Annotated in this window: 11 protein-coding genes; all 11 read right to left on the reverse strand. The window is 54.5% G+C overall.

What is annotated here, in order from left to right; translation table 11 throughout:
* Window positions 1-248: 248 nt before the first annotated feature.
* Entirely contained in the window at window positions 249-1,385 is a 1,137-nt protein-coding gene (locus tag ABSG47_RS05350) for an arabinofuranosidase catalytic domain-containing protein (RefSeq protein WP_424167376.1), read from the reverse strand.
* Window positions 1,386-1,401: 16 nt separating this feature from the next.
* Window positions 1,402-1,944, reverse strand: coding sequence for a prolipoprotein diacylglyceryl transferase (locus ABSG47_RS05355; protein WP_424167379.1), 543 nt, complete (start codon window positions 1,942-1,944; stop codon window positions 1,402-1,404).
* 546 nt (window positions 1,945-2,490) lie between these two features.
* Window positions 2,491-2,772 (reverse strand): phosphopantetheine-binding protein, encoded by a 282-nt coding sequence (locus ABSG47_RS05360; protein ID WP_424167382.1) that lies wholly within the window; start codon window positions 2,770-2,772, stop codon window positions 2,491-2,493.
* Window positions 2,769-7,025 (reverse strand): type I polyketide synthase, encoded by a 4,257-nt coding sequence (locus tag ABSG47_RS05365; protein WP_424167384.1) that lies wholly within the window; start codon window positions 7,023-7,025, stop codon window positions 2,769-2,771. Before ABSG47_RS05365 ends, ABSG47_RS05360 begins: the two co-directional genes overlap by 4 nt.
* Complete coding sequence (locus tag ABSG47_RS05370) at window positions 7,025-13,540, reverse strand: amino acid adenylation domain-containing protein (RefSeq protein WP_424167386.1); 6,516 nt, start codon at window positions 13,538-13,540, stop codon at window positions 7,025-7,027. Before ABSG47_RS05370 ends, ABSG47_RS05365 begins: the two co-directional genes overlap by 1 nt.
* Window positions 13,537-15,768, reverse strand: coding sequence for a type I polyketide synthase (locus ABSG47_RS05375; protein WP_424167389.1), 2,232 nt, complete (start codon window positions 15,766-15,768; stop codon window positions 13,537-13,539). Before ABSG47_RS05375 ends, ABSG47_RS05370 begins: the two co-directional genes overlap by 4 nt.
* Window positions 15,765-19,178, reverse strand: a complete 3,414-nt coding sequence (locus tag ABSG47_RS05380) for a beta-ketoacyl synthase N-terminal-like domain-containing protein (RefSeq protein WP_424167392.1) — start codon at window positions 19,176-19,178, stop codon at window positions 15,765-15,767. Before ABSG47_RS05380 ends, ABSG47_RS05375 begins: the two co-directional genes overlap by 4 nt.
* Entirely contained in the window at window positions 19,175-19,900 is a 726-nt protein-coding gene (locus ABSG47_RS05385) for a thioesterase II family protein (RefSeq protein WP_424167395.1), read from the reverse strand. Before ABSG47_RS05385 ends, ABSG47_RS05380 begins: the two co-directional genes overlap by 4 nt.
* Before the next feature lie 60 nt (window positions 19,901-19,960).
* On the reverse strand, window positions 19,961-20,776 hold the full coding sequence (locus ABSG47_RS05390; RefSeq protein WP_424167397.1) for an ABC transporter permease: 816 nt from the start codon (window positions 20,774-20,776) through the stop codon (window positions 19,961-19,963).
* On the reverse strand, window positions 20,773-21,615 hold the full coding sequence (locus ABSG47_RS05395) for an ABC transporter ATP-binding protein (protein ID WP_424167399.1): 843 nt from the start codon (window positions 21,613-21,615) through the stop codon (window positions 20,773-20,775). Before ABSG47_RS05395 ends, ABSG47_RS05390 begins: the two co-directional genes overlap by 4 nt.
* Window positions 21,612-25,853, reverse strand: a complete 4,242-nt coding sequence (locus tag ABSG47_RS05400) for a non-ribosomal peptide synthetase (protein WP_424167402.1) — start codon at window positions 25,851-25,853, stop codon at window positions 21,612-21,614. Before ABSG47_RS05400 ends, ABSG47_RS05395 begins: the two co-directional genes overlap by 4 nt.
* Window positions 25,854-26,227: the final 374 nt, after the last annotated feature.

Genomic DNA, 26,227 nt, shown 5'->3' on the forward strand with positions numbered 1-26,227 from the left:
TCCGTGGCTTCATCCTGCAACATAACAAAAACCCAAAGCCCTTCGTCTGGCACAAGACCGCAGACCAAATCCTCGATTCCGTCGCCCGATTTTGTACACGGACTTTAGAGACGGGACACTAGGGTGGGGTCGCTCTACAGCAAGAGGAGAAATGCTCTAAGCGTCATGAAAGCATCGGAAGAATCAGTACAATACACGCAAAAATTCTCTTCAAATCGTCCTTGATTTTCGGCGACTGGCCCACGGAATTATGAATGGGGAATTGCATAGCCTGCCGTAACGATATTGGCCTGCACATCCTTCATAGTCGCGTCCGATGGTTTCCCCGCCGTCATGGCGCCCTCAAAGAAAGACCCTATGGATGCATTGCTGTTGTCTCCGCCAATGCCCAGAATAATGGCTCCCTCCTGCTTCATCGGCGAGTATCCTTTCGGCAAAGGAATCAAACCGGTCGAGGTGAGACTGCCTTTCTGTGAGTCGCCCCAGTAGACGGCATATTTGTGTTGACCATCGTTCGCGCCCATGGCTGTTACAAAGGCCAATTTCGCAGGCACTGGAGAAAGAGGATAGATTCCATCCTCCATGTCGAGTCCTGCATGCGGCTTGCAAGGATTGGCCCTGTCACACATGAGACTGATCGCATCCATATGACCCGCGCGATTATCGAGGTTGTTCGTCTCTGCATTCCCAAAGTCAAAACAGCAGCCGCTATTGACGTGCGTCCCTGAACTAACCATGTACACTCCCTCAGGCTGGCCTTTCACGGCAATGCCTGATGTCTTATCGTTCCGGTAGCCCATTCCCGCGGCAATATAAATGCCATAGACTTTGTGGCCGCCCGCGATAATCGGCAATGCGTTTGCGACTGCGGGCAGGTCGTGGCCGCCTGGACCCTTACCCTTTGCGGCACCGCCCGGAGGAGCAACAAAAAGGTCATTGTGCTTCGGTGACTGATCGTAAATTTTAGTAATCGTACAAGCCGTCTTCGCGCAAAAGCTGTCCTGCTGACCCGCATCCGCATATCCATCTGGAAGCACTCGAACATCCCTGTTAGTTTTGTCGGATTCACGCGTCACCTGGTACAGGGGCCCCGAATAGGACACATACAACGTTCGAACCGTGCTGAATGCGGCGACGCAAGGTGTATTGGCTGCTCGATAGATTTCACACGGCAGATTCCTTGATCGCGTCGAGAGAGCGTATGACGCCGATGGCTTCTTCAGCGCGGGTGCCCCTGCTGTCTGCGATTGGGCAGTGAATAGGAAAACAGACCCCAATATCCCCAGGGCCAAAGTACGTTGACTCCATGACATGAATATCAAGCCTCCGAGAGCAAAATTAAATCGGCGCAATTTTATATCCCAACGCAGGTTCCATGCCTTCATCCGTCCACCTGTGCTTTTACTTTGGGTCCGTTTTATCTTTTGTGGAATCGGGTTGCGCACCCGCGCCTTGTCCTTCCGCCTTGGCTCCATCGTTCTTAGCCTGCTCACTCTGTGGCTTAGCCTGCTCACTCTGTGGCGGGGCGTTGCCCTTCGGCTCATCGCGCTTCGTTGAGGCATCATCCTTGCCCTGATCGGGCTGCGCGGAAGCGTTCTCCTTTGGCGGATCGGACCTCGGTGCGGCGCTGTCGCCGCCATCGCTCATGGGAGCCTTTTCTTCCTTCTTTCGACTCTCTTTTCCCTGCTCCTCGCGCTTCTTATCTTCGGCAGCTTTTTCCTCTATTGCCTTCTCTCCCTCGATAAGGTGCTCCAGCCTGACGCGCGCGACACGCCACCTCACGCTGCTCGCCTTGCCCGCCTGCTTTAGATAGGCGGCGAATTGCTCCTCTGTCACTATGCCCTGATCTTTCAAAAATTGAAGAAGGGCAGCCTGACTGGCCTCAATATCCTCCAGAGACGACCCCAGCGCATCCACCAGCTCCTTAGCTAGCTCAACATTCATATTCCGCACCTCAGCCGGTTGGATGCCGGTAACCGGCAAATTGCCCGTTCGATAATCGACCGAAGGGCGGGAATGGAAAGACCCGAACCCTGCGTCCGGCTTTTTTTGCCTCCGCTTTTTCTTGTCAAGGGGTCAAACGAAAAATATTTTGTAACTCACTGATCCCAAAGGCCAAAAAACTTCGCGCACTTTGCACATAATTTCCACCGGATATGCCATACTCAAAATAAGCAAAGAAAAAATACGGCCCGAATCCACTACGGATTCGGGCCGTCGTCATTTTGGGAGAGACCCTCCCTCTTTTTTCATTGCCACAGTAAACAGTGTTGTCGAGGATATCTATGGCTCTCAAGCTTCTTATCTATAACGCTTGTCCCTCGAAACTGAGCAGCGAAGCTGCACAGTTTCGGAATGAAGATCGCATAAAGATTCCTGTAAGAAGTGTGCGAACTGTCGCAAACCACACAACCCAAATCACTTCGAAATCGAGCTTGCACAGGATAACTCAGACAACCGCCGCAATCGAACACCGCAGCTAAGCTCGCATCAGATCTCAAATATCTCGCGATCCTCACCCTCAGCCGGCGCTTCCGAACGCTCTCCGGCAGACCGTTGCTCGCCCACAATCTGCACAAGCTCAGCAAGTGCCGCAGGCGTCTGCGCTTCGAAGATACCTTTCAGCGAAAGCGTAACGCCCAGACGCTCCCGAATACGCGAGATCATCATCGTCGCCATGAGCGAATGCCCGCCCAGATTGAAGAAATTATCCGACGGATCAATGGAATCCGTGCCAAGCAAATCCTTCCAGATCTCAAGAATGACACTCAACTCACTGGATCCATCAACAGCAAGCTTGGCAACTCAACAGGACCAGGAGTAGTCGAATTGACGGACGCATCAAGATCGCATGTGCTGACAAGCATGTGCGCCCCGCGCCATTGTCCCAGCACCCGGTGGATAACCTCGATACCTTCAGCATTCGTCATGGCACGACGCATTCCCTGCTCGTGGAAAGATTCCATTCCTTCCGGAACCACGAGGTCAGCCATCATTCCCACTTCTCGCCAGGCATCAAATCCAATGGCGAACGCAGGAATTTTCAAGGTTCCACGGCAGTACTCGGCAAAGCTGTTTTGAAAAGCATTTGCAGAAGCATAAGCACTCTGCGAAGCAAGCGGAAAGCTGGCGCTGATGGAAGAACAGAACAGGAGGAAATCAATACTGCTGCCGCGTAGTAACTCAGCAAGCACACGCGAGCCTTCCACCTTCGGCTTGCGAATCTCACGGGCCTCTTCAAGAATCACCCCATGGATCGGTCCGAACTGACGTTGTGTCCTCTCTATGACGGCCGTCATCGCATCGCGATCGGCAACATCCGCAGCCATAAACAACACTTCTCCACCAGCGCCTTCGAGTTCCTGCATTCTGCGAATACGCCGTGACGTTGTGTGATCTTCTCCATGTGCGGCGACCCAGGACTCCCACTCATTCCGGTTCGGAAGAATGGTGCGCCCCACAACAACCACACGGGCACCGTGATCCTGCAGCAGATATTTAGCTACAACATAGCCAATGCCTCCCACGCCACCCGTAATCAGGTAAACACCTCCGTTACGGAACGGCGACTTAGCATCTGCCTTCAGAGCTGCCGGTGTCCATATCTTCTGCCATCGCTGCCCGCGCCGATACGCGATCGTGAGGCCCGCACCGGACGTAGCCAGTTCCTCCAGCAGAATCTGAACTAGCAGCTCAACATTGCCCTCCGGCGGTTCGACATCAATGCAGCGACATTCCGCACCAGCCAGGTTGGCCCGAATGGCACGTGCCAGGCCGAGTAGTTCGCCATCGTCCCGATTCGTGACGGCCTCTCCATTCACACTTTCCAGCGAGTTCGTAATGAACTCAAACCTTCGTATATAGCGCCGACGCGGACCGGACATCTGCAGAAGCTGAAGCATGAAATCGTAGCGAGAAACCTCGTCGCCTTCGCTCCCGAAACCGGGAAGAAAAAGAAGTCCATCCGGCCGTAATCCGGCAGCGTCTATCTGTTCCCACAACAACTTCAGATCGGTCGGACTGGACGGATTCACACTGACGTTTCCGTCCTGCCAGACAAACCGTTCACCCGCTTTCACACAAATGACCTTTGATCCCTGTGCGCGAAGAGCCGAAACCAATGCGTTGCTAAGCGGATCTTCCCCGTCCAGCGCCAGCCAGCACTCAGAAACTTTGCTCCATGCCCGCAAGACATTGCCAGCCGGTGGCGTGCCTTGCCAGCAGGAAGCATAAAACCACTTCGAAATGTCGTCATGCCTCGCCGGAGAATGGCTATCGGAATTTGGCAAGGGAGATGGAAACGACTGTGCCGTCGAAACCACAGTCTTGTTAACAGCCGATGCGCGATCAATCCAATAGCGCTGCCGTTCAAATGGATATGTCGGAAGAGGGACGCGGCGTCCCGTTGGTTTGGGACTAAGTCGTTCCCATTGGATAGAAACGCCACATTCCCACGCAGTGGCCACAGCCTGATGGAAAACCACGGTATCAGCTACTCTACGATTTTCTGCGCCAAGAGCAGCAACCATGACACTGGTCGATAACTGCTGTCGCGCTATCCCGATCAGAGCTTCGCCTGGTCCTGCCTCGACCAGCAGCCTGCGCCGCTCAGCCAAGGTAGTCAGACAACGAGTAAATCGCACTGGCGAAATAATCTGATTTGCCCAGTATTGTGGATCCTGCGCCTCCGCTGGTCCGATCCATGTGCCGCTCACATTGGATATCCAGGGAATACTCGGCGCATGGCGGGCGGTAGAGGCTACGATTCCCCGGAATGTCTTTGCTGGCTCGGCCATGAGTGGCGTATGGAATGCATTTTTTGAAGCAAGGCGAATCGTTGCCACTCTATCAGCAGCCAACCTGCGTTCAAGCTGTTCCACTGCGTTCACAAGTCCCGATGCTACTGACATCTTCAGACCGTTTTCCGCAGCGAGCCAAAGACCATGATCAAGATAACGAGCCAGTTCCTCTGGAGGCAGCATCACAGCCAGCATGATTCCTGGCGGAGTCTGCGCCATGAGTCGGCCGCGTTCGACAGCAAGTCGAAGACCGTCCTCAAACGAGAACACACCTGCAACACAAGCAGCAGTGAGTTCACCAATGCTATGCCCAAGTAAACCCGCAGGTTCCATGCCCAGCGAGCGCAACCGCTCCGCCAGAGCGTATTCCACAAGCATCAACATCGGCTGTGCAATCTGCGTATCACGTATACGAGTGGATGATTCTGGCGTCTTCTCCACGCCTAAAAGGAGTGACCGCACATCCAGCTCTGCATATTCCTTCAATAAGTCGCACCCTGCGTCGATAGTCCGCCGAAAGACGCTGTCTTCGCGATACAAGCCTTCGACCATGCCTGGAAATTGCTGTCCTTGTCCCGGAAATAGGAAGATGACATCGCGGTCCAAAAAGGTTCCTGGCTGAAGTTTTCCAGCAGGCTTGATCAAAAGCTTTGCAGCTTCTCTACAGCTATCTGCAACCACCGCTCGTCTGAACTCGAAAGATCGGCGGCCCAATTGCAGCGTTGTGGCGACATCAGAACTGGAAGAAGAATCCATTACTGCCAGCCGTTGAGCTAACTGCCCGCACGCAGTGTTCATTGCAGAGGCGCTTTTAGCCGAGACGGGAAAGATATGCGGTCTTAACGGTTCAGCATTGCTGCTTACAGCCGCAGGCGCTCCACTCAAGACAACGTGTACATTGGTCCCTCCGATCCCGAAGGAACTGACTCCTGCCCAACGCTCTGTATCGTCGGCCCAATTCACAGAGGAAGAACTGATTACAAACGGCGTCTTCTCGATCCCGAGCACAGGATTGGGAAGCTCGAATCCGGGAGTAGGAGGAACGATGCCGGTTTCCACTACAAGTGCAGCCTTGATTAAACCAGCAATGCCCGCCGCCGCATCGGCATGCCCCATATTCGCCTTCACAGCGCCAAGTACAAGAGGGCGCGGACGCTTGCGCTCTGCAGCAGCGAAGACCTGCGCAAGAGCGGAGAACTCAATTGCATCTCCAAGTTCAGTGGCCGTGCCATGCGTTTCCACATATCCCACGCGCGCGTCATCAACACCCGCCGCGGCTTGTGCTGCTCGTATGACCTCTATCTGCCCGTCGATGCTGGGGGCCGTGTAGCCCACCTTGCCCGCTCCATCGTTATTCCAAGCGGAACCTCGAATAACCGCAACAACGGAATCTCCATCAGCAATCGCCTCTGACAGTCGCTTTAAAACAACAATACCGGCACCGCGTCCCGGTACAGTTCCTTCCGCATTCGCGTCAAAAGGGCGACAGTACCCGTCTGGCGAAAGAATCATGCCCGGAATATAGGAATAACCAATTCCCTGCGGAAAAGAGATCGAGACTCCGCCGGCGAGCGCCATCGAACACTCGCGGCTTAAAAGGCTGCGGCAGGCAAGATGCACAGCGGCAAGCGATGTGGAGCAGGCAGTCTGCACCGTAACAGCGGGCCCGCGCAGATTAAGCTTGTACGCAACGCGTGTAGCAAGATAGTCCTTATCGCTGGCCAGCATCATCTGGTACTCGCCCACACTCGCCAGCACTCCGGGGTCTCGGAGTAATTGAAGAACGTAGGTGTTCATTCCGACGCCCGCAAAGACACCAACGCGCTCACCTTCGCCGGTACGGCCTGCACTCTCCAAAGCTTCCCAGGCACACTCGAGGAATATCCTCTGCTGTGGATCGAGGATTTCTGCTTCACGACGACTGAGACCGAAGAAGCCAGCATCGAACTGATCTGCATCCTCGATGACATTGCCACGCCGAACATAGTTCGCATCTTTGAGCATGGATGAATCAACGCCTGCTCGACGAAGTTCATCCTCGCTGAAATTTTCGATCAGTGAGTCACCGGCAACCAGATGCTGCCAGAATTCCTGCACATTATGTGACTGCGGAAAGCGCGCGCTCATGCCAATGATGGCAATACCATCGGGCCACTGTTCCGGACTCGATACGGATTCTGGAAATGTGGCTGATGTCAGCAGATTGACTTCATTTGATGAACTCATCAGACATTAGCTCCCACAGGCAACGAGGCTTCGGCACTTCTGCGATCCAAATGCGATGCGAGTGCCTCAATTGTGGGGTAACGAAACAAATCCACAACAGCAATGTTGGCGCTGAATTCACGTTTCAGTTGTGCGTGGAGTTGGACGAGCAGAAGCGAATGCCCGCCAAGATCAAAGAAATTCTCTCGGATGCCTGGCTTCTCGACATGCAGAAGGTCAGACCAAAGCTCGCTCAGTCTCTGTTCGGTGCGGTTTCGGGCTGGAATGGAATCGACGCTCTGATCAGGCAATGTCCCTCGAAGAGCAGGCAGGCGTTTACGGTCAATCTTGCCGTTCGGTGTCAAAGGCATTTCTTGAAGCGGCACAATCATGGAAGGAACCATGTAGTCAGGCAGGATTGGATGCAGCCAGGATCGAAGCTGATCTCCATCGTCCGAGCCTTCGAAACGAACATATGCAACCAGCCGCTGTTCAATACCCTCGCCATCCAGCACAATCACGGCCTGCCGAACAGCCGGATGCCGCTCCATTGCAATCTCGATCTCACCAGGCTCGATTCTATGACCGCGCAACTTGATTTGATGGTCCGTTCGCCCTAATAACTGGATCTGGCCGTCGCGTCGATAGCGCGCAAGATCGCCAGTTCGATACATTCTGCGAGCACCAGTCGTATCGAAAGGATCAGGCAAAAAGCGGCTCGCTGTGAGTTCCGGGCGTCGCCAGTATCCCCGCGCTACTCCGTCACCGCCTATGTGCAACTCTCCGGCAACACCCGGCGGGACCGGTTCAAGACTGTCATCCAAGATGTACATTTGGGTATTTGCAATTGGGCATCCTATCAAAATTTGGGCCTCACCGCTTCGAACACGATGAACCGATGACCAGATCGTCGTTTCGGTAGGACCATACAGATTCCAAAGCTCACTGCCGCGTGCCAGCAAGCTCTCGGCCAGGTTCAACGACAGCGCTTCACCGCCGCACCACATGCGCAGCATCGGTTCGCCCGTCCATCCGGATTCAACGAGCATGCGCCATGTAGACGGAGTCGCCTGCATAACCGTGGCGCCCACCGAGCAAAGCAGTTCGGCGAGCAGTTCAGGATCAACTGTCTGCTCCCGCGTTGCTAATACTAATTTCGCACCGCACATCAGGGGGCCGAATATCTCCAGTCCCGCAATGTCGAACGAAATCGTAGTGATCGCCACCAGCGTATCTTCTTTCCTCAAGCCAGGCTCTTTCAGCATGGATCGCAAGAGATTGACAACGGCTCCGTGCTGAATCTCAGTTCCTTTCGGATTTCCGGTTGATCCGGAAGTGTAGATCAGATACGCAAGGTCCGAGCTGCACACATCATCAGGAGGCTGCTCATTGCTTTCCCTACCCACTTCTTCAATCGGCAGAATCACGGCAGCTGTAGGCGGCAAGGCATCGCTCAGTTCGCGCTCCGTCAGTATGAGAGGAACCTGCGAATCCGAGAGCATGAACTCAATTCTGTAAGAGGGCAGCGCCGGATCGAGAGGAAGGTAAGCCGCCCCCGACTTGATAATGCCCAGCAGACCCACCACCATATCAGGACTGCGCTGCATATAGATCCCAACAATCGTTCCGCGTCCAATGCCACCTGAGCGCAGATGCACGGCGACCCTGTCGGATTCAACATCGAGATCCCGATATGTGAACGACCGATCACCCATCTCAACAGCTATTGCTTCCGGACTGCTGCGAGCCTGCGCCCGGAACCATGACGGCACAGTGGAATAAACAGGCGCAGGCATCGCAGTGCGATTCCAATCATGGATAAGCTGAGACCGTTCTGCCTCATCGAGCAGATGCAGGTTGCCTATCTGCTCCTCCGCGTTATCACAAACCATCTCAAGAATGCGAATGTAATGCCGCAGCATTCGCCGAATAGTTGTCTCTTCATAAATGTCAGTGTTGAATTCGAAACTGCAGCGAAAATGCCCTTCATACGGATAAATATCCACTGCAAGGTCGTAGCGGGCATGAAACCTCTCAAGCTCCAGTGGCGTCATGACCAGCTCATCGAATTGCAGGCGCGGCATTGTCGTGTTCTGTAACGTAAAAAGGACCTGAAATAGGGGGCTTCGATCCAGGTTGCGCTCCGGCTGCAGTATCTCCACCAGTTGATCAAATGGAGTGCTCTGATGTTCAAACGCTTCAAGCGCCACATTGCGCACGTGGTGCAGCAATTCTGAAAAGCTGAGATTACCTGCCAGGCCCAGACGTAGAACCAGATTGTTCACAAAAAAACCAATCAGGCCTTCGAAACTGCTCTTCATACGCCCGGCAGTCGGTGTGCCAATCAGAATATCTGTTTGGCGCGTGTAGCGCTGCAACATCACACCGAAGGCGGCCAGCAGAACCATAAAGAATGTGGCGTTGTGTTCTCGCGCCATTTTTTGCAGCTTTTCTTCAATGCCTGCATCAATGTCAACTAAAATCCGCTGGCCATGAAAAGTCTGCACAGGCGTCCTGATGCGATCAGAGGGCAATTCCAGTAGAGGCAGTTCACCGCCGAGTTGATCCCGCCAATATGCTAGATCGTTACCGGATGAAAGCTTTTCCTGCTCCGACTCCCATTGAACAAAATCACGGAATTGAATTGGCAATGGAGCCAGAGGACAGGGCAGCTTCCTGACGCTTGCTTCGTAAATGCAGCCAAGCTCCTGCGCCAATACACCTATAGACCAGCCATCAGAGATGATATGGTGCATTCCCAGCAGAACCAGATGTTCAGCGTGAGTCTTGCGGTACAGCGATACACGGAATAGCTGCCCCTGATCGAGCCGATAGGGGCGTTGAGATTCAGCGGAAAACAACTGCTTCAACTGCTCTTCATGCGCTTCTGAAGCAAGAGAGGCAAGATCAATGAAGTCAATGGATAATCTTTGCGTATCGTCGACAACTACATAGGGCAAACCATTCCGCTGCAAAAACCGTGAGCGCAGCGACTCATGCCTGCTGAAGATCGTCTGTAATGCCTCTTCAAAAGCAGTGCAATTAAGTGGACCATCAAGGCGAAGGGCTATTGCGATGTTATAGACCGGATTATCGGGGTCCATCTGATCAAGAAACCATAACCGCCGTTGCGCACGCGATAGCCCATGCTCTTTGCTATTGACTGGATCTTTTACTCTCGTGTTCTTGGATGGTGCCTTCGCCGGTACTCCGCCCGCAGCCTGAACGCGAGCCGCCAGCCCTTCCACTGTGGGGTTCTGAAAAATATCTGCTACAGACAGGGTCACCCCGAAAGCGGCTGTGATGCGCGACAGAAGCTGCATCGCAAGCAGAGAATGTCCGCCCAAAGAGAAAAAATCATCCTCAACCGTCGCCGCATTGGCGTGGAGCAAGTCCTTGAAATCGCCAAGAAGTTTCTTCTCTATTTCACCCGACGGCAGGCGAACCTCGCGTCCTTCCATCTTTGACTCAAGAGGAAGCGCGTCAAGCGCCGCATAGTCGATCTTGCCATTTGGAGTATGCGGAATCTCCTCGATGAATAAAAACGTTGAAGGAATCTGATGGCGAGGTAAAACCCGGCGAAGTTGAAGTTGCAAATCACCCGAAGACAAAACAGATTCGGATTGACTGATAACGTAGGCAACCAACTGCTTACTATCATCTGCTGCTATACGCGTCGAAACCACTGCGGCTCTGACGCGATCAATCGAGAGTAGCGCTTCTTCCACTTCTGCAGGCTCAACACGGTAACCTTGCACCTTTACCTGCTTGTCCGTTCGTCCCAGAAACTCCAACATACCGTCCGACCGATAGCGCGCCAGATCGCCGGTACGATACGCCCGTAGAGTTCCCACCTCATCAAAATTCAGCGTCACAAAAGGTGATTCTATTTCTTTGGGCGCATTTAAATAGCCGAGCGCAAGGCCGTCACCGGCTGTATATAACTCACCGGTCGCACCAACAGGAACGGGTTTTCGATTTGCATCCAGTAGAAAAACACGAGTGTTGCAAATTGGACGCCCGATCGGGATGGCACTTCCATCCAGCGAATCAAGTTTCACTTTACAAGTCGTCGTGAACGTCCCGTTCTCCGTCGGCCCATAACCATTCACTAGATGAATATCAGGCGACTTATAAAGCAACTGGGCTGCGTGAGTGGGCGAGAGAACATCTCCGCCAACAATAACCTGATTTAAAGAAGCAATCGCGTCTGGATGATAGGCGGCGAAATGATGAAAAAAAGCCGTTGTGATAAACAACGTTGTCACGCCGTGATCACGAATCGCTCGACTGATTTCCTCAACACTGGGCCGCTCCGAGTCAATAAGCACAAGTCGCGCCCCATTCAACAGTGCTCCCCAAATCTCTGCAGTTGAAGCATCAAAAGACAGCGTACAAGCTTGCAGAAAGACTTCATCGGACGCAAACCGCGCGTAGTCTGTTCCTCGCACCAGCCGCATGATACTCCGATGCGGAACCACAACCCCTTTCGGCCTCCCCGTAGATCCGGAAGTGAACAGCAGACATGCCGGATCATCGGAATGGATAGCCGGGCCGACAAACTCGGCGTAAGGTTTTGCGGAAATCTCTTCAAGCAAAGCGGTAGACACGGCCTCGGGTAAAATCAATCGTTCTCGAAAAGCAGCGGTGGTCAGAAGAACTGTTGTCCCCGCATCTTGCATCATCTTTCTGAGCCGTTCGGGTGGATCACTGGGTGCGACCGGAAAGTACGCGCACCCAGCTTTAAGTATGCCGAGGAAGGCAGCAATGCCGAGCGGACTTCCAGGCGCACACACCGCCACAAAGGATCCAGCATTGAGACCGTACTCTGAAAGCCATGCGCCGATCGCATTCGCCTTCTGATTCAGTTCCTCGTAGCTGAATTCGCCGTCGGCAAACGTCAAAGCTGTCGCGTTTCCCTGTGTCCGCACGAACTCTTCGAAAACAGAATGTACGGGCGAAGACGGATACGGATGCGCTGTAGCATTCAGATCGACAAGTAACCTGCGGCTTTCCACTTCCGTCACAAGCTGCACATCGTCAATGTGCTGCCTGGGATCGTCCAACAACTGTCGCAGCAGATTCAAGTATTGTGACTGAAGGCCATGAATAAACTCTTTATCGAAAAGATCTGTGCAATACTCCAGATCGAGGCGGTACGCACCGCCCTCTGGCCATACTGCGATCGAGAGGTCCATTGGAGAAATACCAATGTCGAGTGGCTTCGCATCAATTCGAAGGCCCTCTAGCTGGATAGGCTCCAATGGGACATTCTGCATGATGAAGGCAATCTGAAACAGAGGATTTCGACTCAATTCCCTGGCCGGTTGCAGCCTTTCCATCAACACGCTGAATGGAAGCTCCTCATGAGCATAAGACTCATGCGCAACGCGCCGAACCTGCCGCAGCAGGTCCTGAAATCGCGGATTACCGCTCATGTCACAACGGAGGACCAGATTGTCGACAAAAAATCCAACGACCGAAGAAAACTCCCCTCGCGATCGATTGGAATTCGCAGTTCCTACCAACAGGTCCGTCTGTCGCGTGTAGCGGTAGAGCAACACTTCAAAGACAGCGAGCAGAAACATGAATGGAGTAACATCTCTTTCGCGACAAAGCTTTTCAACTGAATCACGCAAATCCGCATCGATCGTCAGAGAGGAATGCTGCCCGCGAAAACTAGGCACAGCAGGTCTGCGTCGGCCGGAAAGTTGAGAAAGCGGCAAAGGCCCTCTGAGGCGGTCAACCCAATATTCAAGATGGGTCTCAGAATTTTGCTGTGTCGCGTCACTCTCCAGCCGTACAAAATCTCGAAATCGCGAGATGAGAGGCGGAAGCGATGGCTCTTTGCCTGAGCGCAGGTAGGAATAAATCGTTCCAAGCTCGCGGGCGAGAATGCCAAGCGACCAACCATCGGAAATGATGTGGTGCATTACCAGCGTCAGTAGATGTTGATCAGAAGCAGTGCGATATAGAGTTGCGCGAAAGAGCGGTGCGCTCTCCAGCATGAACGGCGCCCGAGCCCCTTCAACTGCGCGCCGATTTGCTTCGTTTTGAGCGTACTTGCGCTCCAGATCGGAAAGATCAACGAAATCAGGATTCCAGGTATTGCCATTTACAACTCGCGCGAATGGCTTGCCATCGCTCTCATGGAAAGCCGTTCGAAGAGATTCATGCCGATTTACCAAAACGCGAAGACTATCCTCGAGAGCGCCCCGCTGCAGTTCACCGGTCATCTGAATGCCCACCGCCATGTGGTAAACCGGGTTCTGCGGGTCCATTCTTTGAATAAACCAGAGCCTGCGCTGTGAACTCGACAGTGGAAATTCGGTTGCGTCTCCGTCGAGCTCATGATAGTTGCTTTCAGTCGAAGCCTTTAGCAGATTGAGAATCTCTTCTTTCCGCGCAGCTAGCTCATTGCGAACTTCCGGAGTGATCACCCCCTTGGGCGCATTGCATTTGAGACGGTCTCCCTCCATCGAGAGGACCACCCCGCGCGAGCGCAAATCGGAAAGCATCTGGATCAGCGAACTCATAGCGCTATGTCCTCATAATCGGCAGATTGATCTGGCAAACGTACCTCGCCGGGGTTTGCCCCCACCATCGCATTCAGATAGGTGGCAGCCCGTTGAATCGTGGGATATTCAAACATGAAGTTGGCGGGCAGCGTAGCTCCAGAGGAATGCTGAACACGGTGTTTCAGCTCCAGCGCCATCAATGAATCCATCCCCATTTCTGCGAACGGCTTGTCTTCATTCAGCTCAGTGGCTGCATCCATCTCCAAAACCTTTGCAACTTCGTTGCGCAGAAAGTTGCGGATGATTCTCAGCCGCTCTTCGTCAGATGCATTCGCGAGTAAGAATCGCAGGTCCTCAAGGTGTAGAGCGACGTCCGCCGCCCTGGCCGAAATCGCTGGCGTCTCTTCGCGATCCAAACTCCGTTCATTGAACCAGTAGTGTTTCCGCTCAAATGGATACAGAGGCAGCTCCGCCCTGCGCAATTCCTTACCCGCTCCGATCCGCTTCAACTTCACACCACTGTTACGAACAAAACCTTCCGCAATAACATCTGGAGTCAACTCATCCGTGTGCCCCTGGCCTTCGCGGCGCGCAGGTTTTGCACATCCTCGATAAACACCGCCCGCCGCCTTCCCATTCAGCCAGTCCGACAACTTCTCCGCAGCCTCTTCTCGGCTGCCTGCAACCACAGCTAGCCGTTCCGCCAGCGCCGCGCGTCCCGTGCAAGCAGTCTGGCAAATCTCGCGCCAGATCCACTTGGTGTCTCTCAAATATGTCGAATATTTTCCAGCTAGCCGCCGCAGTGAATCTTCAGTCCGCGCCGAAATCATTAAAGCGTCGGCGCCATCAGGCATCTCACTTTGCCTTTCGTCACGCGCCCACCCTTCCACCACCAGGTGTGCATTGGTGCCGCTAAATCCGAATGAGCTCACTCCGCCGATGCGACGGCCAGCAATAGGCATCCAGGCGGTTGTCTTCGACGGTAATTCAAGAGAAAGTTCATCCCACCGAATGTACTCGCTCAAGCAGTTTCTCTGTAGTTGCCCTGAAATCTCTCCATTAATCAGGCTCAATACCAGCTTGATGAGTCCAGCCACTCCTGCAGCCGCTTCCAGATGCCCGATATTTGCCTTCACAGAACCTACAGCGAGCTTTTCTGATCTCCCAGCAAACACGGCCCCCAGCGCTTCACTTTCCACCGGGTCGCCCAGTTTCGTACCTGTGCCGTGCGCCTCAACATATCTCACTTCCGACGGCGCAACACCGGCACGCCGGTGCGCCTCACGAAGCAGCGCTTGTTGAGCCAAACCATTCGGCGCCGTCAAGCCGCTCGAAGGTCCATCCTGATTGACCGCAGACCCTAAAATGACCGCCAGGATTCGATCACCGGCTGCTTCGGCATCCTTCAGTCGCTTCAATACAATAATGCCGCAACCCTCGCCGCGCACAAATCCGTCTGCCGAACTAAGAAATGGAGTACAGGTTCCGCTTGCTGACAGCATGCCTGCTTGAGCAAATGCGACAGACGCTTCTGGAGCAAGGATCAGGTTCACGCCTCCGGCCAAAGCCATCGAGCACTCCTGCCGCCGCAACGCCTCGCATGCCAGATGCACCGCAACCAGTGACGATGAACACGCGGTATCCACTGAAATCGCCGGGCCATGCAGCCCCAGAGTGTAAGCAATCCGGCCAGCGGCAACACTCGACGCTACTCCAGCAGCAAAATGCGGATGAAGCTTTTTGAGATCACCGCTTCTTATCTGCAACTGCGCATAGTCATGCGAAGTAATCCCGATGTAAACTCCCGCTCTCGTCTGATAAAGCGAGACGGGATCAATACCGGCGTGCTCCAGCGCTTCCCAACTAACCTCCAGCAAAAGCCTTTGCTGCGGATCCATCGCGCCCGCTTCGCGCGGAGAGATTCCGAAGTGTTGCGGATCAAAGAGATCAACCTGCCTCAGCAGCGCCGCGCAGTGCGCGGAATCCGGCAACTGCACTTCGCTATCCGTAGTGCGTAATCGATCTTGCACTCCATTTGAGATCGCGCAATGTCCATCGCGCAGCAAACGCCAATATGAATCGGGCCCATCTTCAGCGCCAGGAAAACGGCAGCCAATCCCGACAATGGCGATCGGACCCGACTGCTCAGCTTCCAGCTCGCGAATGCGCGCCTCCGCCTCCTGCAGTTTCAGAAATGCCAGCTTCAACGGAGAGAGCGGCTCCTTTGCTTGTTCCGGATAGTTCATCGTTCCGCCAATCGCTCCCTCAGCAGTTCTTCCACCTCGGCATCTGTCATGCCCTGCAGAGCCTCGGCACTTACCATCTTCGGGTTTGCAGCAGCAACATTTTCCAGCCCTTGTGCCGGAGATGCGGTCACCATCGTTGGCGACATGAGGTTTCTTAACCAATTTGTCAGTTCCCCTACAGTGCCGGTATCGAAAGCAACTGTGGCCGAAATCTTTCCTTCCAGGCCCAGAGCCTTGCCCAGTTCGTTGCGAAGCTCCAGCGCGATTAAAGAATCCATCCCCAGATCTCCCAGTCGATCCCGATCACTGAGTTCCTCCGGTGAAATCGCCAGTCGGCATACCCGGCAGATCACCTGACGCACAACGCCGCCAATCAGCTCTGAACTTGGAGCTTCCGCACGCTCAGCAGGCATTGTGATCAAATTCTCTCTCGCCATTTGCGGTTGCCCGCTGGCATCCTTTCTTGTTCCACCGCTCTCAGACTCAACATGAGAACCGTCATGCGAATATCCGAAATCGCGTTGCGCCAGCACCACATGCTGACCTACAAAACGCGCCGGTGAGTCCTTCGCCGGAAGGCTTGTCACTTGTTCGAATCCTCTGTCCATCAGAACATCGCGCCATTTGCTCTCAGAGAGCAGCGGGTGTTCAGCGCGCTCTGAATCTTCGAAATGCTGCCATCCTTCGATCAACCCAATCGACATGTCAAAGCATGTTTGGTGAACCGTAGTCTCAATCAAAACAAGAATGCCGCCGGGAGCGAGCATTCGTCTAATTCGGCCCAGAGACAGAGAAAGATTGCGGCACGTATGAAGGGCATTGGCCGCCACCACGACATCAAAATATTCGACCGGTAGATCCTGTTCCTCGGGCTCGCGGTCGAGATTGAAAAGACCATGACGAATAAATGGAAACTGCCCGAAATTTTGTCGCGAACGACGCAGGAACAGCTCAGAGACATCGGTAAACCAATATTCGGTCTCGTTCGGTGGCAACAGAGGCGCCACGGCGGACGTTGTACCTCCCGTCCCGCCTCCTATCTCCAGGACGCGTACATTGCGCTTCCTTCCCCACCCCTGAACCGCGGCCCGAATACCATTCGCCACAATAGCGTTGTTGTATCGTGCCTCAAGGGATTGCCGATAGAGCGCCTCCGCCAGATCGAACGACCCCGCCGGAAAAAGTGTTTCCAAAGGGCTGATTGTTCCGGTCAGCACATCTCCTAGAAGCGCCCCACAACGCTTGAAATAGGCCAGCAGGCCCGGCTCTGTCTCTAATGCTTTCTCCACATCGCGCCAGAGATCATCCAGCGCAATAGAGCCCAAACTTCCTACTGCACTGTATCGCTCATTGGATTCGACAAGTACTCCCGCGGCAGCCAGGCCCTTCAGCCATCGTTCAACCAGCCTGTGATAGAGCGGCTGAAAGCCGCAGTTCCGCATCACATCACTCACTGTAGCCGCCGCTCCGTCAGAAAAAGCACCGGCGTCCAAAAGAACATTGCGCGCATATGCCATAGTCAGCCGCCCAAGAGCCGCCCAACGCTCGGGATAACTTTCCGGTTTCCATCCAAGAGGCCCCTGCCAGCTCTGTCGCGTAGCCTCTGCACAAACCTCTTGCCAAACTCGCTCGCGTTCGCGCCTCCATTGAATCTCTGGAGCCTCTCCAAACCAGAACCGTTGCCTCTGAAAGGAATAAAGCGGCAATGCAGTACGTCTTGCACTCGCCGATTGAACCGGCAACTCCTCGCCCGTCAAAAACTTCACTGCCAACCGCTCCAGCGCATCATCAGAGGTCGTGCCTTCCATCGCGCTTCCGCTTCCGATCGTCACTCCGTAAGCCACATCTCCCGCAAGCCACGTCTCCATGGAATCGGCTGCGGCCAATGCCTTGGAAGCTCTCACGGCCAATCGCTGTGTCAGCCTGGCACGCGTATGCAACGCGCTCTTGCAAATATCATCAAAACTCTCGTCCGTCTTTCGCAGAAACTCGACATAGCTGGCGCCCAGCGACCGCAACGCCTGCGGACTCGCTGCAGAGATGCAAAGCAGCGCCTCTTGAGATGAGCGCATTGCGACAGCCGGGACTTCATCCATCGCGTCCTCGACAGAACTTACAATCACATGTGCATTCGTTCCACTAAATCCAAATGAACTGACGCCAGCAAAATGAACGCCCTCTTCTTCCGGCCAGCGCGTCAAGGTATGAGGGACTTCAATCGGCCAACGCGTCCAGTCAATGCGCGAATTCGGCGAAGAACAGTGAAGATGCGGCGCAATGCAATGGTCTGCCTGCAACATGAGAACGACCTTGATCAGGCCAGTCAGACCCGATACCCCTTCGCCATGCCCCAGATTAGTCTTCACCGATCCAATGCGAAGCGGATTCAGTGCGCCACGCTTCTCGCCGTAGATCGCCCCTATCGAGAGAAACTCCATCGGATCGCCAAGCGGCGTGCCCGTTCCATGTGCTTCAACATAACTCACTGCAGTGGCTTCGACTCCAGCATTCTCCAATGCCGATCGCATCACCTTCTGCTGCGCCCGAACATTCGGCGCAGTGAGCCTCGCGCTGCGTCCATCCTGATTCACCGCCGTTCCACGGATTACCGCCAGCACCGGGTCGCCATCGCGCCGCGCATCACTCAGCCGCTTCAACACAACAACACAGCAACCTTCGCTGCGCACATAGCCATCGGCGGCATTATCAAATGTACTGCACCGTCCGCTACGCGATAGCATGCCGCTCCGCGCGAAACAGACGTGCAAATCCGGAGAGAGAATCAGATTTGCGCCACCAGCAATCGCAAGGTTTGTCTCTCCCATGCGGAGACTTTGCACCGCGTGATGAACGGCCACCAGCGATGAGGAGCAAGCCGTATCGATCACCTCGGCCGGACCGTACGTCCCCAGAAAGTGCGCAATCCGCCCAGCCGCAACGCTGCTTGCACCACCAATCCCCGTATAACCATCCATCTTCCGCGGATCTTCCAACAGCATGCGCGTCCAATCATTGTTGGATATTCCGATCCATATTCCCGTCGCTGAACGAGCCAGACTGTGCGGATGAATCAATGACCGCTCAAGCGCCTCCCATGTGAGTTCTAGCAACAGCCGCTGCTGTGGATCAGCTTTCGAGGCCTCTCGAAAATGCATGCCAAAGAACTCCGCATCGAAGGCATCCACATCCGAAATAAACCCGCCATGAACGTCGTATGCCGTGCCGATTTCATCCGGGTCAGAGCCTTGAAAGGAAGAAGCGTTCCAGCGCTCTGGTGGAACCGTGCCTATCAGATCCTTCCCCTTCTCAAGAGCCTCCCAGAACTGCTCCGGCGATGAAACTCCGCCCGGAAGCCGCAAAGCAGTCCCAAGAATCGCAATCGGTTCCCGCATTTGCTCGTTGCTGATCACTGGGAACCTCTTTCTTCCAAAGCGGCCGCCAACAAAGCCTGACTCAGATTGCGCAACAAGAAATCACGTGCGCTATCCAGATAAAGATGTCCCTCCTCAAGGACAAAATTCTCGAACTTGCCTGAAGTCTGCTCGCCCCACGCCTCTACCTGCTCCAAAGGTATAGTTGCATCGAACCTGCCGGCGAAGGCCGTGATCGGGCAATCCAGGGATTGATGTCCATCCTGGGGATACGCTTCGAGCAAACAGATGTCGGCACGTAAAGTGGGAAGAGCCAGCGCAAGGAACTCTTTGTCAGCCAGAACAGGTGCAGGAATACCGCCGTAGCGCGAGTCCACTTCACTAATAAGCGCCTCATCTTCCAGATGGCCCATGGGCGGTAAAATAGGCTGGCACTGCGGAGCGCCACAAGCCGATACGAAAAGATGCAGAGCCTCGCGGCCGATCCGCCGTCGTATCTCGTGCAATGTCTCAAATGCAATTAAACTGCCCATGCTGTTGCCGAAAAACGCAAATGACCGGTCTACAGACAGACAGTCGATCACCGCATCGGCAAGATCATTCACAAGCGGCTCCATGCGCTGATAGGGAACCTCATAGAAGCGCGACTCTCGTCCCGGCAGCTCGACGACAATAGTTTCAATCTCAGGAACTAATCGGTCTGCCCATTCTCGAAATACAGCAGGCCCATTTCCGGCATGCGGAACACAGAACAGCTGCACAACTGAATTGTTCCGATATCGAGTTCGCCTGAGCATGTATACCGCCGGTTGCCGAAGGAGTTAGTACTGCGTTAAAGTGCCTTCTTTTCTGCCTCTACGTATAGTTGCAGCAAATATGGCAGCGCTGGCGGGCAATATCACCACGGCAATAATCGCCAGTGTGCCAACCGGTTTCGCCACCTCGGCTAACGATGCCCCCTTGAGCATGGTGAGCCGCAGTGCTTCCAGGGAATACGTCACTGGAATCAAAAAGGAAATCTTCTGCATCCACACCGGCATCACGTCAATTGGAAAATAAGCCCCGCCCAGAATGCCCCCCAGGCCGCCTAGAACCCATGTGATCGGATCGCCCTTCTTCAGCCAGACAATAGCGGCTGCCGAGAGAACTCCGAACGCTATGAAGATCGCAACCGAGACCAGCAGCACAAGCAAAGTTGCAGGCACATCCACATGCCGCAGATCCACTCCAAACAGAAATGCTCCGCCTAGTAGAATGAGCAGCAGTTGTATTCCTCCGGAAATCAGGCTGTAAAGCGATGACAGCATCACGATCGTAATACTGTCCGTCTGGCTGCACAGCATTGCCTCTAGGCAGCCCGTGACTTGAGCCGTCCGAATCGAATCAGAAAACATCCTCAGCATCAGGTCAAAGTAGCGGGCAAATGCCACCCCAACAAGCGCAAAGGGAAAGTAGGCCAGTCCCGAATGGCTAAGGGTACTTGACGCCGTTGGAGAAACTAGCCGGCCCACAAAGCGCAAAATGATCAGCAGCATCAAAGATTCCATCAAGCCCATCACAAACGAGGCCTGATAGCCGGACTCTATGCAAAAATCGCGTCGGATGAATGCAAATGCTTTTCTCAGCAACGGCATCATGAGCGCTCTCCGTTCACCATGAGCTGCCGGTAATACTCAAGCACGGTAGTACCTCTTGCATTGAGCCCTTCAATCGATTCCCTGCCCAGGATATTTCCGCCTCCAACAACCAGGACTTTGTTGCATAGCAATGAAGCTTCATCCGGTCTGTGCGTGGCGATCAACAGCGTCTTCCGTGAATTGCGATGAATCGTAGACAGAATCAGTTCAACAATCTGGTCACAGGCCACCGGATCGAGTGCGCGGGTGGGCTCGTCCAGAATCAATAGATCCGGTTCCGCAATCAGCACCCGCGCAATTGCCAAACGCTGCTTCATTCCGCTGCTGTATGTGTAAACTGCTTTGTCTCCCGCGTCCGACAGACCCACGAGTTCCAGAACATACTCAATGCGCTCGCGCAGTTGTCTCCCGTAGAGGTTGTCGAGCGCTCCAAAGAATTCAAGATTCTGCACGCCGCTTAATCGCCAGAAAAAACTGCGCTCTTCGTTAAAGACAAATCCCACCGATCTCCGGGCTGCCGCGCTCTGCTCAAGCGTGCTATGCCCGTTCACCAACACCTTCCCCTCGGTGGGCAGCAAGACTCCCGCTATCAACTTAAGCAGAGTCGTCTTGCCGGCGCCGTTCGGACCCATCACCGCAATGCGATCACCGGTTTGCACGTCGAGGTTCGCATTGGAAAGCGCTGTACCTACACGCCGCCGCCGAAAGGGTGCCAGCACCCATTCCCGATAGCGCTTCGGGATAGGAAAACGCATCGTCACATTCTCAACCGCAATGAGCGCTGATTCACGCGGGCAGCTATCCGAGATCGTGGCAGAGGCCACGTTAGCTGTTGTCACAAAATCCCGGCCTCTCTATATTCCGTCTCTTCGGACGGCTCAGCCATAGCCTCGTCCAGGCATCGGCGGATGATCTGGGCAACCTCTTTTCCGTGCTCGCTCAGCATCGTTTCATGTTCCCCTGGGACGACGTGAATATCGTATCCGGCTTCGGAAAATCCAGTCCAGCCAAAATCGTGGCCAAGGTTAAGCTCTTCTTCATTCCTGATCAGAGTTATCCGCCCAGACCAGCTTTTAAGCTTGTGTCTGCTCAGCAACCGCCGGTAGCGATCTCTGCGCGTGTCGAAACGGCCCATCTCGCGATCTTCTGCGGATATTGCAATTCCCAGTTTTCGATTCGCCACTTGGAGAAACATGCGGAGCCGTTCTCCGCTCCTGGCGCGGACAATCCCAAAAAGCACATCGCGGATGTGTTCCAGCCTTTTCTTGAAGAAAAACAGATCCATGTGCAACAGCCGCCGCTGCGATGGCCGTACAGTATCCAGCAACGCCACCAGTTTGACTTCCTCGCCTTGCTCCTGAAGTAGCCTTGCCATCTCCACAACCGCGATACCATCCACGCAGTTGCCCCCCAGCAAATAGGGTCCCGCAGGCTGAACCTTGCGCAATTCCGCTATATATTCGTGCGCCAGTTCCTCCACGTTGTCATAGTCGGCTCCGCCTTCCTCCATCCATCGCGGCTGAAACCCAAAGACCGGCTGATCTTTGCCAAGGTGAGGAATCAGATGGGCAAGAACAAGCAGCGGGCCATCCGGTCTATAAAATCCCGCAAGGAAGAAGAACGGCGTGCGGCTGCCGTGCGGTTGCGCAGCCACCAGGCGCGGCCAGTGTGTCTGCTCGCTCGTATAGCTGTACCTGCGAGTGGATGGCTCAAAAGAAATGTGGCTCGCTAGACTGGCGATTGTCGGATAAACAAAGATCGATCGCAGAGGCAAATCCATATCAAGCTCGGCTCGAATATCGGAGACAGCTCGAGCCGTAGTCAGGGAATCTCCCCCAAGTTCAAAAAAATTGTCATGTACTGAAATCTGTTCAACCTGCAGCACAGCCCGCCAGATCTCCTCTAAAACAGCTTCCACATAATTGCTTGGCATTACGCGCTCTGGCGCCATCCATCCATCAGCCGGCTGCGACTCACTGCGTCCCCGTTTGCCATGCCCATTTTCTTCCAGCATCGCGCGAAACTTGGAGCCGGCGAGAGCCTTTCGATCGACTTTATTGTTGGGAGTCAAAGGAAAGCTATCAAGCTTGATAAATACCGCGGGAATCATTGCGTCCGGCAACTGTCTGCGCAGATTTTTGCGAAGTTCAGCGGCATCGACCCTGGCATGTCCCCGCATTGTCCAATAAGCGATCAGTTTCTTATCGCCCGGCTTATCTTCGCGAACAGTAACCACCGCCTGTGCCACATTCGGATGGCGTCCCAGCGCAACCTCTATCTCGCCCAGCTCGATACGATGGCCACGAAACTTCACCTGATCATCCGCGCGGGTGACATACTCCACATCGCCGCCAGAAAGCCTTCGCACCAGGTCGCCCGTCCGATACATCCGCGTTCCCGAACACCGGACGTGGCTTTCTACAAACCGTTCCGCGGTCAGATTCTCAAGATTCCAGTAACCCCTTGCCAGTCCTTCTCCGCCAATGAAGAGCTCTCCCGTCAGTCCAGGCGGAAGTAGCCGGCCGCTCTCATCCAGAACGCATATCTGCGTATTGGCAATAGGATGTCCAATCGCAATTCGATCAACGGGTCCCTCAATACGCTGCACAGTCGACCAGATGGTAGTTTCCGTCGGACCGTAAAGGTTCCACAGTTCTGCTCCGGTCTCTAACAGTTGCTCCGCCAGATCAAGCGGAAGCGCTTCACCGCCGCAAAGAATCTTGAGCCCCGGCTTTCCCTTCCAGCCGGATTGAAGAAGCAGCCGCCATGTGACCGGCGTAGCCTGCATCACGGTGATCTTGAATTCCGTCAGCAGCCTGGCCAGAGCAGTTCCGTCTGCGACGGCACTCCTCGGCGCGATAACCACTTGAGCACCGCTCACAAGCGGCAGAAACAGCTCCAGGCCGGCAATATCAAAAGACAGGGTTGTTACCGCCAGCAGCCGGTCCGCGGAGGTAATCCCCGGCTCCCGCATCATTGAGGCCAAAAGGTTGACCAACGACCGGTGGCGAATCTCCACGCCCTTAGGATTCCCTGTCGATCCGGACGTATAGATGAGATACGCAAGGTCATCGGGCATCACAGAAACCGGGGGCGGACTTTCAGCCTCATTCAGATGTCCATACCGCTCTCGATCCAGGCAGATGAAGGAAGGCAGCGCGCTGGGTAAGCGCTTGAGCAGGTCGCTCTCAGTCACAAGAGCGGAAGCCGCCGCATCTCTGAGCATGTAGGCCAGCCTGCCAGCGGGATAATCAGGATCAAGCGGAACATACGCCGCGCCAGCCTGCCAGACCGCAAGTGGAGCGACAACCAGATCCACAGTTCGATTCAGGCAAAGTGCAACCCGGCTTCCGGGCCCCACGCCTAACAGCCGCAACTGATGAGCCAGCTTGGCCGCCCGAGCCCACAGATCTCGAAAACTTAATTGCTCCTTGCCACAGATAACCGCAATCTTTTCCGGAGATGCCGCCGCCTGCCGTCGCACCCACTCGTGCGCAGTGTCGGCAGGTAACGGTATAGATGGACCGTTCTTTTCGGAAAACCACTCTTCAGCCTGCACGTCGGACACCAGAGCAATATCCATTAGCTGCGTATCAGGCTGAGACGCCATCTGCGCCGCCAGAGTTTGGAAGCAGCCCGTGAAGCACGAAATGGTGGCCGGATCGAAGAGCGCGCCATCATATTCCAGCGAGCCATAAAATTTCCCTTCGGCCTCCCACATATACAACGTCATGTCCAGATCGGTCCCGCCGCTTACCACCTGGTATTCCTGAGCCCCCGGTGTATTGAGCAGCACGAACGCAATCTGAAAAAGCGGGGAACGGGACATATCGCGCTTTGTCACAAGCTCCCGAACCAATACCTCAAAAGGAACATCCGCATGGCTCAGCGATTCGAGCACCGTAGTGCGGACGCGATTAACCAGTTCTCTCGCCGTAATGCTCTGGTCCACTGCGGTTCTAAGCAGTTGTGTATTGATGAAGCATCCGATCAGCCCTTCCAGCTCCGGCACGGTCCGCGTCGATACCGGAGTGCCAACAACAATATCGCCCTGTTCGGTGTACCGGGCGAGAAGCGCTTTGAAAATCGCCAGCAACATCATGAATGGAGTCGCGGCGCTCTCCCGAGCCAGTCGTCTCAGGGATTCCGATGTGACTTCATCCAACTGAAATGAACCAAGTCGCGGCTTGTATTCTAGCGATGCTGTGCGCGGATGATCCCGAGGAATCTCAAGAGAAGCGGGTGCCCCCTTCAGCCTGTCTTTCCAGTATTTAAGCTGGGGCGCCACCGCTATCGAGCTCATCCGCTCGCGCTCCCACAGTGCGTAGTCGCCATACTGAACCGGAAGCCCAGCCAATTCGATCGCCTGTCCGCGACGCACCGCTTCATACAGTGAGCAGAACTCAGTAAAAAAGATGCCCAATGACCAGCCGTCGCAGACGATATGATGAGCGGTCATCACAAGCTGGCAATCATCGCTGGAAAGACGAATGAGGGCCACGCGGAAGAGACATCCACTTGCAAAATTGAACCGGCGCGCTGAGAACTTCCGTATCGTTGACTCTGCCGCCGTCATCTTATCAGTTCCTGCAAGATGAGACAGGTCATAAATCTCAACAGTGGGCGACATATCCGGTTGAACTTCTTGGGCGGGAACACCGTCCGCCTCTACAACACGTGTGCGCAGAATCTCGTGCCTCCGCACAAGGGTATGCAAAGCGCGCTCCAGCAAATTGGCATTCACAGCACTCTGAAAAGGTCGCCTGGCAGTGATATTGTGGGCTGTGCTCTCCGGTTTTAGATTTTGCTGAAACCACAAGCGCTCCTGGGCAAAGGACAGAGGCATCCGCTTGTTCGGTTCGTATCGTCTGGGGATGGATGGGGATGCGCTAGATACGCAGAGAGTCCGGATGATTTCTGTTTTGCGTGCGACAAGAGCCTTTTCCAGTTCTTTCGTAAGGCGGCCAGCGGGAGCGTTACAGCGCAGTCTCCCCTCCTCGACACTCACATGAATGTCCAGCCGGCGAAGTTCCGATAAGAACTCTACGGTACTCAAATACTCCACAGAGCTGACCATGTAATCTCGTCTGGTATCCCGTCAGGAAAAAACATCGGCAGAGAACCCTGCCGGGATCATGCACATATCGTCAGCGGTGGTTGACGTAACTTCCTTCTGACGCTTCCATCAGCATTCACTCCTACCGGCTCACTAATTTCATCGGCCGTATGGAGAGAATTCAGAGCTGCGCCTTGTCTGCGAATCCACCCGGCAAAACTGCATACGGACCATTACGGCCGTGCAAACACTGGGAATAATTGATTCAATTCGTCAGACAACCACCAAGGCAATCATTATGTTAGCAACCTTTCATTACCGTGACTTTAGCACTCCAGAGCCATTTTCAATGGCCACTTAGTAACATCCCCTTTCGTCCACGGCTCAGTTACCAT

The sequence above is a fragment of the Occallatibacter sp. genome, assembly GCF_049510455.1.
Classification (GTDB): Bacteria; Acidobacteriota; Terriglobia; order Terriglobales; family Acidobacteriaceae; genus Telmatobacter.